The 16,003-nt window shown below is 71.8% G+C and carries 16 protein-coding genes and 1 pseudogene; 6 read left to right on the forward strand and 11 right to left on the reverse strand.

Annotated features, from left to right (window positions below; genetic code table 11):
- Nucleotides 1–65 precede the first annotated feature (65 nt).
- The 4 genes from IE239_RS26145 to IE239_RS26160 form a co-directional block, all read right to left on the reverse strand.
- Nucleotides 66–503 carry a hypothetical protein gene (locus tag IE239_RS26145; protein ID WP_190151852.1) on the reverse strand — a complete coding sequence of 146 codons (438 nt, stop codon included), beginning with the start codon at nt 501–503 and terminating at the stop codon, nt 66–68.
- 74 nt (nt 504–577) lie between these two features.
- Nucleotides 578–1,477 carry a trehalose-phosphatase gene (otsB, locus tag IE239_RS26150; protein WP_190151853.1) on the reverse strand — a complete coding sequence of 300 codons (900 nt, stop codon included), beginning with the start codon at nt 1,475–1,477 and terminating at the stop codon, nt 578–580.
- Nucleotides 1,478–1,506: 29 nt separating this feature from the next.
- The gene (locus tag IE239_RS26155; RefSeq protein WP_190151854.1) at nt 1,507–1,752 is read right to left on the reverse strand and encodes a DUF3263 domain-containing protein; all 246 of its coding nucleotides are present in this window, start codon (nt 1,750–1,752) and stop codon (nt 1,507–1,509) included.
- Between the two features lie 34 nt (nt 1,753–1,786).
- Nucleotides 1,787–3,076, reverse strand: coding sequence for an ABC transporter substrate-binding protein (locus tag IE239_RS26160; protein WP_190151855.1), 1,290 nt, complete (start codon nt 3,074–3,076; stop codon nt 1,787–1,789).
- A gap of 106 nt (nt 3,077–3,182) precedes the next feature.
- Here IE239_RS26160 and IE239_RS26165 point away from each other — a divergent pair, with 106 nt between their 5' ends.
- Both IE239_RS26165 and nagA read left to right on the forward strand, forming a co-directional pair.
- Complete coding sequence (locus IE239_RS26165) at nt 3,183–4,124, forward strand: ROK family protein (protein WP_190151856.1); 942 nt, start codon at nt 3,183–3,185, stop codon at nt 4,122–4,124.
- Between the two features lie 80 nt (nt 4,125–4,204).
- Nucleotides 4,205–5,341 carry an N-acetylglucosamine-6-phosphate deacetylase gene (gene nagA, locus IE239_RS26170; RefSeq protein ID WP_491591159.1) on the forward strand — a complete coding sequence of 379 codons (1,137 nt, stop codon included), beginning with the start codon at nt 4,205–4,207 and terminating at the stop codon, nt 5,339–5,341.
- A gap of 221 nt (nt 5,342–5,562) precedes the next feature.
- On the opposite strand, the gene IE239_RS26175 is transcribed toward nagA, so the two are convergent.
- Both IE239_RS26175 and cdgB read right to left on the reverse strand, forming a co-directional pair.
- Nucleotides 5,563–6,513, reverse strand: coding sequence for a CBM35 domain-containing protein (locus tag IE239_RS26175; RefSeq protein ID WP_190151858.1), 951 nt, complete (start codon nt 6,511–6,513; stop codon nt 5,563–5,565).
- A 120-nt stretch (nt 6,514–6,633) separates the two neighbouring features.
- Nucleotides 6,634–8,301, reverse strand: a complete 1,668-nt coding sequence (cdgB, locus tag IE239_RS26180) for a diguanylate cyclase CdgB (RefSeq protein ID WP_190151859.1) — start codon at nt 8,299–8,301, stop codon at nt 6,634–6,636.
- 354 nt (nt 8,302–8,655) lie between these two features.
- Here cdgB and IE239_RS26185 point away from each other — a divergent pair, with 354 nt between their 5' ends.
- Both IE239_RS26185 and IE239_RS26190 read left to right on the forward strand, forming a co-directional pair.
- Nucleotides 8,656–9,261 carry a flavin reductase family protein gene (locus IE239_RS26185; protein ID WP_190151860.1) on the forward strand — a complete coding sequence of 202 codons (606 nt, stop codon included), beginning with the start codon at nt 8,656–8,658 and terminating at the stop codon, nt 9,259–9,261.
- 53 nt (nt 9,262–9,314) lie between these two features.
- Nucleotides 9,315–9,830, forward strand: a complete 516-nt coding sequence (locus IE239_RS26190; RefSeq protein WP_190151861.1) for a GNAT family N-acetyltransferase — start codon at nt 9,315–9,317, stop codon at nt 9,828–9,830.
- A 155-nt stretch (nt 9,831–9,985) separates the two neighbouring features.
- Here the strand turns inward: IE239_RS26190 and IE239_RS26195 are convergent.
- Both IE239_RS26195 and arfB read right to left on the reverse strand, forming a co-directional pair.
- A pseudogene (locus tag IE239_RS26195) lies at nt 9,986–10,843 on the reverse strand (sigma-70 family RNA polymerase sigma factor); the annotation flags it as partial.
- A gap of 135 nt (nt 10,844–10,978) precedes the next feature.
- The gene (arfB, locus tag IE239_RS26200; RefSeq protein WP_190151862.1) at nt 10,979–11,416 is read right to left on the reverse strand and encodes an alternative ribosome rescue aminoacyl-tRNA hydrolase ArfB; all 438 of its coding nucleotides are present in this window, start codon (nt 11,414–11,416) and stop codon (nt 10,979–10,981) included.
- 163 nt (nt 11,417–11,579) lie between these two features.
- Here arfB and IE239_RS26205 point away from each other — a divergent pair, with 163 nt between their 5' ends.
- Nucleotides 11,580–12,155, forward strand: a complete 576-nt coding sequence (locus tag IE239_RS26205) for a TerD family protein (RefSeq protein ID WP_190151863.1) — start codon at nt 11,580–11,582, stop codon at nt 12,153–12,155.
- A 166-nt stretch (nt 12,156–12,321) separates the two neighbouring features.
- Here IE239_RS26205 and IE239_RS26210 read toward each other — a convergent pair whose 3' ends face one another.
- Complete coding sequence (locus IE239_RS26210; protein ID WP_190151864.1) at nt 12,322–13,746, reverse strand: M1 family metallopeptidase; 1,425 nt, start codon at nt 13,744–13,746, stop codon at nt 12,322–12,324.
- On the opposite strand from IE239_RS26210, the gene IE239_RS26215 reads away from it, so the two are divergent.
- Entirely contained in the window at nt 13,745–14,305 is a 561-nt protein-coding gene (locus IE239_RS26215) for a hypothetical protein (protein ID WP_373308146.1), read from the forward strand. The genes IE239_RS26210 and IE239_RS26215 overlap by 2 nt on opposite strands.
- Nucleotides 14,306–14,386: 81 nt before the next feature.
- Here the strand turns inward: IE239_RS26215 and IE239_RS26220 are convergent, their stop codons facing one another.
- Both IE239_RS26220 and IE239_RS26225 read right to left on the reverse strand, forming a co-directional pair.
- The gene (locus IE239_RS26220; protein ID WP_190151865.1) at nt 14,387–15,118 is read right to left on the reverse strand and encodes a pentapeptide repeat-containing protein; all 732 of its coding nucleotides are present in this window, start codon (nt 15,116–15,118) and stop codon (nt 14,387–14,389) included.
- A gap of 72 nt (nt 15,119–15,190) precedes the next feature.
- Nucleotides 15,191–15,889 carry a rhomboid-like protein gene (locus IE239_RS26225; RefSeq protein ID WP_190151866.1) on the reverse strand — a complete coding sequence of 233 codons (699 nt, stop codon included), beginning with the start codon at nt 15,887–15,889 and terminating at the stop codon, nt 15,191–15,193.
- Between the last annotated feature and the right edge of the window lie 114 nt (nt 15,890–16,003).

The raw sequence follows: 16,003 nt of genomic DNA on the forward strand, positions 1-16,003 counted from the left end.
GGGCACGACTCCGGCGTGATCGCCAAGCTCTGGTTGCGCTCCGACTCCGCTGTTCACGCCGTCCATCACTTCCGCGACTCCGAGATCAAGGTACGCAGCGCGCCCAGGGCGAGATTCTGATCGTCCGCTTCCAGATCCGCACCGTACCGCCACGCCTCGTGCAATGCGTGGGACTCGACCTTCTGGAGCGCGCGGCCGTTGACCCTGGGCCGGGCGCACCCTTTCAGTGCGTCCTGAGCCTCTGGAGACAGCCTCAGTTCCTGGGCCAGAGCCCGCAGGTCATGGGTGCGCAGTTCTTCACTGAGCTGCGACGTGTCCCGCAGGCCCCGCTGACGCATGACCTCTGCCTTCAGGCCGCACTCCGCGCTGTAGAACAGGAGAAGTCCTCCGGTCGCGTGATCGTCGCATTCCGCCGGCCGCTCTCCCCCCTGCTCGAGCCGGTCCCGGCTGCGCTCCAACTGCCTCACCCCTACGTCGACCATGTGGGTGATGTCACGGCGCACAGTGGCGACTCTGCGTGACGGTTGCTCGGGGACGCGAAGCCGGAACCGGTGGTCCAACGCCGGGGATTCTGGCTTCAGTCGGCCATTCTGGCCGCCAACGAGGCCAGCAGTTCCACGACTCCGTCCGGTCCGGGCACGACGAGGTCGGCTCGGGCGGCCAGTTCGCCGACCTCGGTGCTGCCGCTGCACACCAGCAGGCCGGGGACGCCGTCGGAGCGGAGCTTCTCCACGGCGGCGAAGGCGGGCAGGTCGCCGAGGTCGTCGCCGGCGTAGAGGACCGAGCCGGCGCCGGTCTCGCGGACGTGTTCCAGCAGGGCCACACCCTTGTCCATGCCCGGCGGGCGCAGTTCCAGGACCATGCGGCCGGGCTCGACGATCAGGCCGTGCCGGGCCGCGAGGTCGGTGAGGGGGGCGCGAAGGGCGTCGAAGGCGGCCTGGGGGTCGTCGGCGCGGCGGGTGTGCACGGCGACGGCGCGGCCGCCCTTCTCCTCGATCCAGATCCCCGGCCGGTCGCCGGCCGCCGCCAGGACGGCGGGGAGCTCGGCGCGGACGGCGGCCACTCCCGGATGGGGGGCGGGCGCGGTCAGGGCGCCGGTGCGGGCGTCCCAGCGTTCGGCGCCGTAGTGGCCGAGGACGGCGAGGTGCGCCAGCCCTTCGACCCCGGCGAAGCCGCCGTTCCGGACGGCGACCTCGGCGGGCCGCCCGGTGACGACGGCGACCGCGGCGACCCTCGGCGCGAGGGCCGCGAGCGCGGGGACGGCGCCGGGGTGGGCCCGGGCGTCCTCGGGGTTCTCGACGATCGGCGCGAGGGTGCCGTCGAAGTCGAGGGCGACCAGGGCGGCCGACGGCCGTGTCACGATCGCGTCGAGCGCCGCGCGGCCCGCCGCGGTGACGGGAACGGGGAGAGGAGCGGGAGCAGGTGGGGATCCGGGTGCCGTGGAGTGCGTCCCGTGGTGCGTCTCTTGGGTGCCCATACGGCGACCATAGCCAACGGGCGGTCCGGCTACCGCTCCGCCCGCCGCGCTTCGCGCACCCTGCGCAGCCTGTTCACCGTGACCGGGTCGTGGGCCAAGGCCCGGGGGTCGTCGAGCAGGGCGTTGAGGAGCTGGTAGTAGCGGACCGGGGACAGGTCGAGTTCCTCGCGTATCGCCCGTTCCTTCGCACCGGCCCCGGCGAAGCCGCGCCGTTCCAGGGCGAGGACGCCCCGCTCCCGCGCCCCCAGCCCGTCCGTGTCCGCTCGCCGCTCCATGTCCGCACGGTAGCGCCCCGCACCGACATCCGGCTCACTCGCCGGAGGCGCTCTCCGCCGTCGTGGCGGTGGTCTCCAGCGCGCCCAGCACGTCGGCCGGGCTGCCGTTCGCGGTCACGGCCCCGCCGATGCGCTTCTTGATCTCCGCGCTGACCCCCGCCCAGGAGGTCCGTCCGACGGGGTAGCTCTCGGACAGCGGGAGTTCCTCCAGGAACGGCCGGAGGCCGGCGTCCTGCGGGGCCGCGCCCATCACCTGGGAGGCGGAGGTGGTGACGGGCAGCAGGTCGTATTCGCGCGAGAAGGCGAGGACGTTCTTCTTGCTGTAGACGAAGTCGAGGAAGTCGCCGATCTGGTCGCCGTGCCCGTTCTGCTTGAAGGCGGTCATCCAGTCGGCGACGCCCAGGGAGCTCTTGCTCGGGCCGTCGAGGCCGGGCATCGGCACCATGCCGAACTTCACGCCCTTGCTCTCGGCCGCCTTCATCAGCGAGGGATGCCCGTTGAGCATGCCCACGTCGCCGGCGGTGAAGGCGGCGAACGCGGCGGCCCGGTTCAGCTTGCCGGGGGCGACCGGCCCGGTGAGACCCTTGCCGACCAGTTCGTCCTTCAGCCAGTCGAAGGTGGCGACGTTCTCGGCGGAGTCGAGGCTGTAGCTGCTGACGGTCTGCGTGTAGCCGCCCCCGCCGCTGAGCAGCCACTGCAGGCTCTCGGCCTGCGCCTCCTCGGGCCCCAGAGGGAGCGCGTAGGGGTACTTCACGCCCCTGGCCTTGAGGGCCTTCGCGTCCTTCGCGAGCTCGTCCCAGGTGGTGGGCGGGGTGATGCCGGCCTGGGCGAAGAGGGTCCAGTTGTAGAACAGCAGCCGCGTGGAGGAGGCGAACGGCATGCCGTACTGCACGCCGCGCACCTTGCCGGCGTCGGCGAGCCGGGGCACGAAGTCGGCCTCGACGGGGATGGAGACCACGTCGCCGGCCTTGTAGAGCCGGTCGGCGGCCGCGTAGTCCGCGTACGCGCCGATCTGCGCCATGTCGGGGGCGTCGCCCGCGTCGACCATGGCTTTGACCTTGGCGTCGACGTCGTTCCAGGAGTACACGGTGACGTCGACGGTGACGCCCGGGTGGTCCTTCTCGTACGCCTCGACGACCTGGTCCCAGTACTTCTTGGAGCTGTTGGCGGCGCTGTCGCCGTAGTCGGCGGCGACGAGTCTGAGGGTGACGTCGTCGGAGCCTCCGGTCGGTCCGCAGCCGGCGAGGACCGCCGACACGCCGAGGGCGGACGCCGCCGCGATCGTCCCTGACTTCCGTGCCCGCTGCACCGAACCGCTCCCCATCCCTGTCCGACCGATTGCTCATACCAATGGATCCGCTATCCGGAGTAAGGTCTACACCACGCAAGTGGACTAGACCTCTTGTGGGTCCTCGGGCCACACTGTTCCCGTGAGACATGTCATCGCCCTGGACGTGGGCGGCACCGGGATGAAAGCCGCCCTCATCGGCGCGGACGGCGCCCTGCTGCACCGCGCCCGCCGGGCCACCGGCCGCGAGAGCGGCCCCGACGCCGTGGTCGCCGCCATCCTCGGCTTTGCCGCCGACCTGCGCGAACTCGGCGTCGAACGGTTCGGCGAACCCGCCGCGGCGGCCGGCGTCGTCGTCCCCGGCATCGTCGACGAGGCGAACGGCGTCGCCGTCTACGCGGCCAACCTGGGCTGGCGGGACCTCCCGCTGCGCGCCCTGCTCGCCGAACGCCTCGGGGTTCCCGTCGCCCTCGGCCACGACGTGCGCACCGGCGGCCTCGCCGAGGGCCTGATCGGCGCGGGCCGGGGCGCCGACCGGTTCCTGTTCGTGGCCCTGGGCACCGGCATCGCCGGCGCGATAGGGGTCGACGGCCGGGTGGAGGCCGGCGCGCACGGCTTCGCGGGCGAGATCGGCCACATCGTCGTACGCCCCGGCGGGCCCCGCTGCCCGTGCGGGCAGCACGGCTGCCTGGAGCGGTTCGCGTCGGCGGCGGCGGTCGGCGAGGCGTGGGCGGCGGCGAGCGGGGCCCCGGACGCGGACGCCGCGCGCTGCGCCGAGGCCGTGGCGGCCGGCGACCCCGACGCCGTACGGGTCTGGCAAGGGGCCGTGGACGCCCTCGCCGACGGCCTGGTCACCGCCGTCACCCTGCTGGACCCGCGCACGCTCGTCATCGGTGGCGGGCTCGCGGAGGCGGGGCACACCTTGTTCACACCGCTGCGGGAGGCGGTCCGCCGGCGGGTGACCTTCCAGAGGCTTCCGGAGATCGTCCCCGCGGCCCTGGGCGACAGCGCGGGCTGCCAGGGGGCGGGCCTGCTCGCCCGGGAACTCCTCGACACGACCGACGCTTTGGAGGTAACCCCCTGATGGCCACCCCCCTAGGGGCGCGGAGAACTGCGCGACCAGCCACGACGCACCCGCTGCCCGCGACCGGCGCACGCAGGCAGGTGCTCGCCGGCGCCCGGGTGGTGCTCCCCACCGGGACAGTGGCCGACGGCCGCGTCACGATCGAGGGCACGAAGATCGCCCCCGAGGCTCCGCACGGGGCCCCGCAGGGCGCCCTCGTCGACGTGTCCGGGCACTGGCTGGTCCCCGGCTTCGTCGACCTGCACAACCACGGCGGCGGCGGAGCGTCCTTCTCCGGCTCGGCCGAGGACGTCCTCAAGGCCCTCCACACCCACCGCCTGCACGGCTCGACCACCGTCGTCGCCTCGACCGTCACCGACGACATGGACGTCCTCGTCCGCCAGGCCGGCCTGCTGAGCGAGCTGGCCGAACAGGGCGACCTGGCCGGCATCCACTTCGAGGGCCCCTTCATCTCGCCCTGCCGCAAGGGCGCGCACTCCGAGGCGCTGCTGCGCGACCCGGACCCGGCCGAGGTCCGCAAGCTGATCGACGCGGCGCGCGGCCGGGCCAGGATGCTCACGCTGGCGACGGAACTCCCCGGCGGCCTGGACTCCGTGCGTCTGCTCGCCGAGCAGGGCGTGATCGCCGCCGTCGGGCACACGGACGCGACGTACGAGCAGACGGTTCAGGCCATCGAGGCCGGAGCCACCGTCGCGACCCACCTCTTCAACGCGATGCCGCCCCTCGGGCACCGCGCCCCGGGGCCGATCGCCGCCCTGCTGGAGGACGAGCGGGTCACGGTCGAGCTCATCAACGACGGCACGCATCTGCATCCGGCCGCCCTGGAACTGGCGTTCCGTCACGCGGGCCCAAGCCGGGTCGCGTTCATCACGGACGCGATGGACGCCGCCGGCATCGGCGACGGCCGCTATCTGCTCGGTCCGCTGGAGGTCGAGGTCAGCGAGGGCGTGGCCCGCCTCGTGGAGGGCGGCTCGATCGCCGGCTCCACCCTCACCCTGGACCGCGCCTTCCGGCGGGCGGTGACCGTCGACCGCATCCCGGTCGAGGACGTGGTCGCGGCCCTGTCCGCCAACCCGGCCCGTCTGCTGGGCGTGGACGACAGCGTCGGTTCCCTGGAACCCGGCAAGGACGCCGATCTGGTCCTGCTCGACGAGGACTTCGAGCTCAAGGGCGTGATGCGCAAGGGGGTTTGGGTGCTGGATCCCCAACTGGCCTGAACCGCACGCCCGTACCGGGACGGTGGCCGGCCCGGGCGACACCCGGGCCCCTCGACCGGGCGGGCGGGAAGCGCCGGGTGGCGGATCAGTGCGCGGGATTCGGCCGTATCGGTTGGTGTGAAACCGTCATGTGGTCCGTCGGCAGCCTCCGACGGACCACACGCCGCGAGGCGGGGGCCGTCTCCCTGCTCGGACGCCGTACCCGTCCGCTGCCGACGTGCTCAGTTCTTCCAGCCCGCCTCGAGCGACAGCTGGTCGAGGTTGGCGTCGCAGGAGTTGCCCTGCTCACAGGAGATCTTGATGACGTTCGTGCCCTTGTTGAGGGTGATGTTCCCCCAGGTGTTGGTCCAGCCCTTCTCGTAGTCGCCCTCCGGAGCATGGGCGAAGTTCGTCATGTTGAGAGGGCGGCTCTGGGGCGTGCCGTTGATCGTGAGGGTGGCGTTCCCGTCCTTGCCGGGCACCCCGTAGGTGACGTTCAGGGTGTACTTGCCGTCTTCGGGGATCCCGCTGACGTTCCAGGTGACGGCCGCGCCGACATGGTTGAAGTTGCCGACGTAGGTGCCGCCGGCCGCCTTCGCGCCCTTGACGTCCGAGGCCAGTACGGTGCCGCCTTCGAGGCTCAGCGCCTTCGCGTCGCTCGCCGGCAGTTCCGGGCTTTCCGCGTCGCCGGAGGCGGACGCGCTGGGCGACGGGCTCTGCGGGGCGGAGGACGACGCTCCGCCGCCCGCCTGGTCGTCGCCCTTCTTGTCGTCGTCGCCGCCCGCCATGGCCACCGCGATGCCGATCACGACCGCGGCGACCACCGCGACCGCGCCGATCAGCAGGCCCTTGGTGTTGGGGCCCCGGCCGCGGCCGCCGCCGTTCTGCGCGGGCTGGCGGCCGGTGGAGGGGCCGCCGCCGGCGAAGTTCTCGGGCGCGGCGTAGTGCGCGTTCGGCTGGCCGTACGCGCCCTGCTGCGGAACCGCCGGCGGCTGCCCGTACTGCGCCGTCTGCTGCTGCGGCTGCTGTCCGTACTTGCGCTCGCCGACCGCGCGCACTCTGCTGACCGAGTTGGGGTAGCCGTAGCCACCACCGGACGGCGGCTGGGCGCCGTTGGCCTGGCCGTCGGCGTAGAGGTAGCCGAACGGGTCGTCGTCCTCGGGCGTGCTGGCCCCGTTGTTGCCGGACGTCATCCCTTGGTACTCCTCAGCAGGTGCGGGTCGGATGCGAACATGCGGTCAGACTCGCGAGCCTACCCGCTCCGGATGGCCCAAACAGGTGACTCTTCCCGCATCGAGTCGCTGACCTGGAGATCATCCCGCCCGTCTGTGCTGTTTGGGACGAGATCGTTTCTCGACGTACATGCGCTCGTCCGCGGACTTCAGCACTTCGTCCGCGGTCATCCCGCAGTGCGCCCAGCCGATGCCGAAACTGGCGCCGACCCGGACGGCACGGCCCTCGGCGCGGATGGGCTGGATGATCTCGTTGCGCAGACGGACGGCGAGGTCGGCGGCGTCGGCGCGGCCGAGGCCGTCGGCGAGGATCACGAACTCGTCGCCGCCGAGCCGGGCGACGGTGTCGCCGTCGCGGACCTGGCGGGAGAGCCTGCGGGCGACCTCGATGAGCACCGCGTCGCCCGCGTTGTGCCCGAAGCGGTCGTTGATCGACTTGAAGCCGTCGAGGTCGCAGAAGAGGACCGCGAGCCCCTTGGCGCCGTCGTCGCGGCCGTCCTCGGGGGCGGCGGTGTGCACGTGGTGGTCGTAGCCGTCCAAGGACTCCGCGCCGGAGGGCCGGTAGTCGAAGCCGTGGCCGTTGGCGTCGAAGGCGGCCTGGCCGAAGGCCGAGTCCATGGCGTCGACGACCGCGGGGTGGGTGGACTGCGGGCGCCGGCAGAGCCGGGCGGACAGACGCGAGCGCAGTTCCGCGGAGTTCGGCAGGCCGGTGAGGGAGTCGTGCGAGGCACGGTGGGCGAGCTGGAGTTCGCGGCGCTTGCGGTCCTCTATGTCCTCGACGTGGGTGAGGAGGAAGCGCGGCCCGTCGGCGGCGTCGGCGACGACGGAGTTGCGGAGGCTGACCCAGAGATAGGTGCCGTCACGGCGGCCGAGGCGGAGTTCCGCGCGCCCGCCCTCCGCCGAGGTGCGGAGCAGGGTGCCTATGTCCTCGGGGTGGACCAGGTCGGAGAACGAGTAGCGGCGCATCGCGGAGGCGGGGCGGCCCAGCAGCCGGCAGAGGGCGTCGTTGGTGCGGAGTATGCGCCCGTGCTGGTCGCCGCCCATCTCGGCTATCGCCATGCCGGAGGGGGCGTACTCGAAGGCCTGCCGGAAGGACTCCTCGCTGGCGCGCAGGGCCTGCTGCTCGCGTTCGAGCCTGACCAGTGCCCGCTGCATGTTCGCCCGCAGACGGGCGTTGGTGATCGCGATGGCGGCCTGGAACGCGTACATCTGGAGCGCTTCGCGCCCCCAGGCGCCCGGACGACGTCCGTTGCGCGGGCGGTCCACGGACAGGACGCCGACCAGTTCGCCGCAGGCGCCGCCGCTGCCGGGGGCGGCGGGCGTGTACATGGGGGCGAAGAGCCGGTCCGAGGGATGCCACTCGTCCTCGAAGCGGGGGGCGGGCCCGTCGGTGTACCACTGCGGGACGTCGTCGTCGTCGAGGATCCAGCCCTCGGTGTGGGGGATGAAGATGAGGTCGCCCCAGGTCTCGCCCATGGCGAGGCGGCGTTCCCAGGAGTCGCGCGAGCCGACCCGGCCCGCGATGAGGGCCTCGGCGGCCGGATTGCCGGAGAAGGCGGCGACCACGAGATCGCCGTCGGGACGCACCAGGTTGACGCACGCCAGCTCGTAACCGAGTGCCGTGACCACGCCGTCGGCGACGGTCTGCAGGGTGTCGGCCAGGCTGCGGGCCGTGTTCATGTCGGCCATGACCTGGTGCAGCTGCCGCAGGGACGCAAGGCGGACGTACGGCTCCGACTCGGTCTCCATGTGCTTCGCCCTCCCCCCGAGACTTCGCAGCGAATCAAGGGTTGTCTTCGGCGCAACGTCGTTTCTGGTGCTCTGTTGTCGGTGTGTGTCTCCTTGTGACGCCTCCGCCACTGAATCACAGCGCGCTGCCCACTCGGTACACAGGGTCAACAATTAATACATCTTGTGACTCAAGTCACATATGAACATGAACATTTGAGTGGAGTTTCCGCGTTTTCCCGCATGTTTTACGACCACGGAACGCACACGGAACGCGCACGAACCACACACGGATACACACGGACCGCGCACGGACAGAGGCCGGATATCGGTCCGCGGTCCTAAGACCCTACTCGGGCGGAGGTCCGATGCGGGATGCATCGATCGGACACTAGCGTTCAGGACGTGTCCCCCGATGTGCTCAAGACCGCGCTGAAGACTCCCTCCGGGCATGCTGAGGGAGTGAGCAACGACGAGTTCCGCGCCGCCATGTCCCGGCTCGCCGACGGCGTGGTCCTGATGACCGCGCGCGAACCCTCCCTCGACCCGGACGACCCCGCGGCCCCGGACGGCGAGGACGTCGGCATGACGGCGACGTCCTTCGTGTCGGTCTCCCTCGACCCGCCGCTGGTCCTGGTCGGGCTGCGCACCGGGTCCCGCATGGACGACCTCCTCGAGGAACAGCCCCTGTGGGCGGTCTCGGTGCTCTCCGAGAACCAGCGCCAGATCGCCGGCCGCTTCGCCATGAAGGGACGCATCAGCGACCGACTCCTCTTCGAGGACCTCCCCTGCGTCCGCGGCGAGGCCGGCGGAGCGCTGCTGGTCGGCGGCGCGCTCGCCACCCTGGAGTGCCGCACCGAACGACGCGTGCCCGCCGGCGACCACACCCTGGTGATCGGCCGTGTGCTGACCGCGTCGACGCCGGGCGCGGACGACGGTCCGCTGGTCTATTTCCGGGGCCGTTACCGGCAGTTGGGCTGACCTCGCCGGAAATACGTGGCCGGTCCGGGAAGCCCCGGCCTAGGGTGCCAGGCATGACAGGCACGACAGGAACCGGCGCCGCCGGGACGGCCGCCACGAGTTCAGCCCTGCGTCTCGTGGAGATAACCCCCGAGAATTTCGACGCGGCGACGGGCATTCGCGTCCACCCCGACCAGGAGTTCGCCGTCGAGCCGGTCATGCAGTCCCTCGCGGAGGCCTACGTCCACCCGCCGGGCGTCGCCTGGCCACGACTGATCATGGACGGCGACCGCCCCGTCGGCTTCCTCATGGCCTTCCTCGACATCGACTGGAACGGCCGCGGCGACCGCAGCCTGATCCGCTCCGGCCTGTGGCGGCTGAACATCGCCGCCGCCGAACAGGGCTGCGGCTACGGCCGTTTCGCCGTGGAGTCCGTCGCCGCGGAACTGCGCCGCCGCGGCGCCACCGAGATGTACGTGACGTGGCACGAGGGCGAGCACGGCCCCGAGGACTTCTACCTGCGCCTCGGGTTCCGCAAGACCGGCGAGAAGAGCGAGGGCGAGACCGTCGGCGTCCTCGCCCTGGACTGATCCCGCTCCCCGATCCGGTCGACCTCGTCGGGGCCGTCGACCTCGTCGGGACCGTCGGGACCGTCGACCTCGTCAGGACCGTCGGGACCGTCGACCTCGTCAGGACCGTCGGGGCCGTCGGGGACGTCGGGGCCGTCGGGGACGTCGTCCGACTCCAGCAGCTCCACCTCCAGGCGGGCCAGGCGCCCGGGATCGAACGTGACGTCGATCAGCGCGATCCGGTCGCCGACGAAGGTGAAGGCGAGCGTGCGCTCCACGCGGCCGTCCACCAGCACCGCCAGACCCGTCGCCCCGCCCACGAGGGCGGGCCGGGCCACGAACGCGAGCCGGGCGAAGCCCGACGCGCCGCGTGCGACCGCGGACGCGCCCGTGGTCACCACAGCCCCCGAGCGGGCCATGACGTCCGGATCCAGCACCGCGAGCAGCCCGTCGAAGTCCCCCTCCCGGGCGGCGGCGAGAAAGGCGTCCACGACCCTGCGCCGCCGGACCGGGTCCACGGCGGGCTCCCCGGCCCCGCGCACCCGGCGGCGGGCCCGGCTGGCCAGCTGCCGGGCGGCCTCCGGAGTCCGGTCGACGATCCCCGCGACCTCCTCGTACGGCACCGCGAACAGGTCGTGCAGGACGAACGCCAGCCGCTCCGCGGGGGTGAGGGTGTCCAGGACGACGAGGAGGGCCATCCCCACGGAGTCGGCGAGCAGCGCGTCCTGCGCCGGGTCGGGCACGGCCGACGCCGTCGGCGTCCAGCTCTCCAGCGGCTCCTCGGCCCGCGAGCGACGCGAGCGGAGCATGTCCAGGCAGACCCGGCCGACGACCGTCGTCAGCCACCCCCCGAGGTTGCCGATGCCCTCGGCCTCGCCCCGGCGGGCGCTCCGGCTGAGCCGTACCCACGCCTCCTGCACCGCGTCGTCCGCCTCGGCGCCGGAACCCAGCATGCGGTGCGCCACGGCGCGCAGCCGCGCGCGGTGCGCCTCGAAGGAGTCCGCCAGGAACTCGTGGTCACCCGTCGTCGTCATCGGTCGCATCCCTCGTCACGGTTCGGACGCCGGTCACGGCCGTCGAGCCCGGCCGGCGCGGACGTCGCACTCACCGGGACGACGTACGGCGCACGTGAGATGTGACCGCCCCGGAGAACCGGGGGCGGGCGCGGCTCAGCCCCAGTCGCGCCCGGTCCTGCCCCGCTTGGTCTCCGAGCGCTGCTTCTTCTGCCGCAGCCGGCGCTCGTTGATCCCGCGCGGGATACGGGTCGGCCGGCGCGGCTTGGGCGGCGGGGCGCTCGCCTCCGCCAGCAGCGCGGCCAGGCGCACCGCGGCGGTCTCCCGGTTGCGCCACTGGGAGCGGTGCTCGGAGGCCCGCACGGTGACGACGCCGTCGACGAGCCGCCCGGCCAGCCGCTCCAGCGCCCGCGCCTTCCACACCTCGGGCAGCGCCTCGGTGCGCGCGAGGTCGAAGCGCAGCTCCACCTGGGAGTCGCTGGTGTTGACGTGCTGCCCGCCCGGCCCCGAAGAACGCGAGAAACGCCACATGAGCTCGGCCTCGGGAAGGGCCACGGAGCCACGGACGACATAGGGACCAGACATGCCGACCATGTTCCCGCTCCGGGCCGCCCCGAGTCACGCGAATATCCCTTGGTAAAGAAAGTAAAGAAACGCGAGGTCGCCGGGAACCTTGACCGGCCTTCGCTGCGTTCATAGGGATAGCTGTAGCTTCGTGCCCGCGAAGCCGTACACAACGAGGGAAGGACTCCCGACCATGGCTGTAAGCCTGTCCAAGGGTGGCAACGTCTCGCTCACCAAGGAGGCACCGGGCCTGACCGCCGTCACCGTGGGCCTCGGCTGGGACGTCCGCACCACCACCGGCACGGACTTCGACCTCGACGCCTCCGCGATCGCGGTCAACACCCAGGGCAAGGTCTACTCCGACGCCCACTTCGTCTTCTTCAACAACAAGCAGACGCCGGACCAGACCATCGTCCACACCGGTGACAACCGCACCGGCGAGGGCGCGGGCGACGACGAGGCGATCAACGTCAACCTGGCCGGCCTCCCCGCCGACATCGACAAGATCGTCTTCCCTGTCTCGATCTACGACGCGGAGAACCGCTCGCAGAACTTCGGCCAGGTCCGCAACGCCTACATCCGCATCGTCAACCAGGCCGGCGGCGCCGAGATCACCCGCTACGACCTCTCCGAGGACGCGGCCACCGAAACGGCCATGGTCTTCGGCGAGCTCTACCGCAACGGCGCCGAGTGGAAGTTCCGCGCCGTCGGCCAGGGCTACGCCTCCGGCCTCGTCGGCATCGCCCAGGACTTCGGCGTCAACGTCTGACGCCCCGGGGCGACACCGCACCCCAGCGACACCCCGGACCGCCCCGCCCAGCACCCTGCCGGGCGGGGCGGTCCGCGTTCCGGGCCCGCGTTCCGGGCCCGTGGACCGGGCTGCTGACAGCCGACGCCGTCATGCCCGGCCAGGGTTCCGGTCCGCGCGACGGCGCTCAGGGGCGCGGCGGCCTGCCCTCCCCGTACAGCCAGTCCGACCAGATCTCGTCGAAGTCCACGTCCGGCGCCCGCTTCTCGACGTACGCCGTGAAGCCGTCCGTGTCGGCGTTGCCATGGCGGTGGGCGGCGGCCCAGCCCCACAGGAGGTCGTAGAAGGCGTCGTCGTCGTCGAGGGCCTGGCGGATGCGGTGGATCACCATCGCGCCCCGCTGGTAGACGGGTGATTCGGAGATGTACGCGGCCGTCGGAGGCTTCGCGGGCGGGAAGTCCCACAGGTCCTCGTACGTCTGCGCGCCGTGGTCGTACAGCTCCGTGAAGTTCTCCTCCGCCGTGGCGCCTCCCTCGTCCTCCGTCCACACCCACTCGGCGTACGTGGCGAGGCCCTCGCTGAGCCACATGTCCCGCCAGCTCCTCGGGGTGACGGAGTCCCCGAACCACTGATGGGCGATCTCATGGACGAACGTCTCGATGTCCGGGGCCCCGGCGAACACCGGCCGGTTCTGCGTCTCCAGCGCGTAGTCCGCGTCCTCGGGACGATTCACGATCGCGCCGACGGAGGAGAAGGGGTAGGGACCGAAATTGTCGCGCGCCCAGTCCATGACCTCGGGAAGCCGGGCCAGCACCGCACGGCTCGCGGCCGCCTGCGACGGGTCGACCGCCACATAAGCCGGCAGACCGTCCGGCATCGAGGAACGGGTGACCGAGTAACGGCCGATCGCGAGCGTCGCCGCGTGACTCGCCATCGGCTCCGCGGTGTGCCAGACGAACGTCGTCCGCCCGTCCGCCGTGGCCCGCTCGCTGCGCAACTCGCCGTTGGAGACCGCCGTCAGCCCCTTCGGAACGGTGACGGCGACGTCGTACGACGCCTTGTCGGCGGGATGGTGGCTGCCCGGGAACCAGGCCATCGAGCCGACCGGTTCACCCAGGGCAAACGCCCCGTACCTGGTACGCAGCCAGCCCTCCTCGGAACCGTCCGAGTCGGTGATCGTCCGCGGACTGCCCGCGTAGCGGACCCGCACCTCGAACGTCTCCCCCTCCGCGAGCGCCTCGGGCGGGCTCACGACCAGCTCCTGGCCGTCCCGGCGGAACTTCGCGCCGGCGCCTTCGACGCTCACCTCCTCGACCTCCATCCCCGACAGATCGAGATCGAACGCGGACAGGTCCTCGGTCGCACGGGCCGTGACCACCGCGGTTCCGCTGAGACGGTTGCCCTCCGGCGTATAGGAAAGGGTGAGGCCGTAGTGCGAGACGTCGTAGCCGCCGTTGCCCGCCTTCGGGAAGTACGGATCACCCACGCCGGCGGCACCACGGGACTCACCCGAGCCGCCCGAGCCGCCCGGCGAACCGCCGTCGCAGGCGGCCGACACCAGGCCGCAGGCCAGTAACGCGGCGACCGGTACGAGACGGGCGGATCGAGGCATGCCGGCGATCCTATGGCAGCCTCCGACACTCGCGCAGGAGCGTGACACCATCGCCTACGTGCTCGACATCGGCTACGCCCTCTCCAACCGCTTCCCGGACCCGCCCCAGACGGACTACCGACGCGCGGACGTCCACACCCTGCGCCACGACCTGTTCTGCGGCGACGTCTACCTCGCCGACACCAAGGCGGACCGCGAGCTGTCCACAGCCTGGGGATGGGTGCCGGTGCTCGACTTCGCCTGGGCCCTGTGCGACATCGCCGAGCACATCGACCAGGACCCGGCCGGCTCGCGCGCCTCCCGCCCCCAGTACGCGGAACTGGACTTCACGGAATCCACCGACCGCATGCTCTTCCGGCGCCGCTTCGGCTGGGTGGACATCGAGGCCGACTGGATGCGGGCCGAGGAACCCCCGCTCACCTTCTCCCACGCCGAACTCCGCCGCGAGGCCCGCGACTTCCTCCACGACCTCCTCGCCGACCTGACCGACCTCCACGAGGACCTGGGCGAGAACCCGGCCGTCTGGACCCTTCAGGCACGGTTCCCCCGGGTGAAGTGAGCACCGGGGCGAAACCCGGCGCGGGCCCGGCAAGCCCCGCCCGAACAGACCCGCCTCACCCCACCCCTCACCACACCCGGCTCAGCCCTCCACCCTGATCCCCAGCTGCACCGCCAGCACCGGTGCCAGATCGAGCAGTTGAGCCGGACTGATCACCGCACCCGACAACCGGTCCACACCCCCCGCGAGACCCAGCTCCACCGCACCGCGAAGGTCCACGTCCGACAACGTCGCCGCAGTGAAGTCGGCCGACTTCAGTACGCAGTCGACGAACTCCACCCGCTCCAGCCGGGCGCCCCCGAAATCGGGCTCCACCAGAACACACCCCTCGAAGACGACGTCCCGCAGCCGCGCCTGACGCAGATTCAGGTAATCGATCTTGCCGCCGCGCACCACGACCCGCTCCAGCACCGCCCCGTAGAACTGGGCGCCCCCCAGACGCGCGTCGACCAGCTCCACGTCACGCAAGGTGGCCTCCGCCAGATCCGTACCGACCCCCCGGAGACCGGACAGCACCGAGTCGAGGAAACGCGCATGCCGCAGCCTCGTCCCGTCCAGCACACAGCCGGTCACCGCGCAGTCCATGAAGCGCGCGCCCCCGCCGTCCTGCCCGGCGAGATCCAGCTCGCGCAACTCCACACCGTCATAGTCTCCGTCGGGCTCCAGTCCCCCGCCTCGGTACGGCTCCAACGCAGGCACCCGCAACTCAGGACGCCGCGCGCCCTTCACCGCCGCACCCGCCCCGCCCCCGGCCCTGCGCGTAGCCCCAGCCCTGCCCGCGCCGCCGGTCCTCCCGGCCCCAGTCCTCGCCATGCCCCCCATGCTGCACCCCACCACTGACAATCCCCCCACGCCGAGCCCGGCCACGCAGATCCCGGCCGCCCGTCACCGTCGGCTGCTCACCGCCGGACGCCAGCCGTCGGAGCCACCCCTCCCCTTCGGGCCCCGCATCCCTGCCCGCCCCCTGACCAGCGGATAACAGCCCAGCCCGATGAGCACGGACGCGAGGTGCCCGAAGTCGGTGAAGGTGGGCGCGGCCATCAGCGGCACACCGTAGAAGACCAGAAGAGCCACCAGATACCCGTACCGCCACGGTGAACCGATCCGGTACACCAGCACCGCCGCCACCCCCGCCAGCGCATAACTCACGCCCACGTCCAAAGTGGTCACCGCCGACCGCGGCGCGAGCCCGTCCTCGACCGCCACCGCCAGCGCGCCCTCGCTGATCAGCGTCGCCAGCACATGCGCCGCCGCACACACGGCCAGCCACCGCGCCGTCCCCAGCCACCGCTCGGCCTGCGCATGGAAGACGGAGTACAGCACCACGTACGGCACCCAGTGCCCGCCGTCGATCCACATCGCGCTCGCCACCAGCACCCGCACCGGATGCCGCGACAGCTCATGGATGTTCGTCGACCGCTGCCGCAGAAACTCCTGCTCGAACTCCGGGGACATGTGATGCAGCGCCACCGTCGTGACGAACAGGACAGCCAGCCACACATAGGCGCCGGGCGCACGGCGCACATAGGCCCACACCGCCCGCACCGCCCGCCGAAGCCGGGAAACCCTTGTGCGCCGTTTCACGCAGCAAGTATCACCCGCAAGACAATCGAGACATTCCGGGCGCACTGGCGACGGCACGAACAAAGATCAGCGCCCTCGCCCCGCCCGGGGACACGAAAAAGGCCCGGGCCAGAA

This window comes from Streptomyces humidus, from assembly GCF_014649655.1.
Classification (GTDB): domain Bacteria; phylum Actinomycetota; class Actinomycetes; order Streptomycetales; family Streptomycetaceae; genus Streptomyces; species Streptomyces humidus.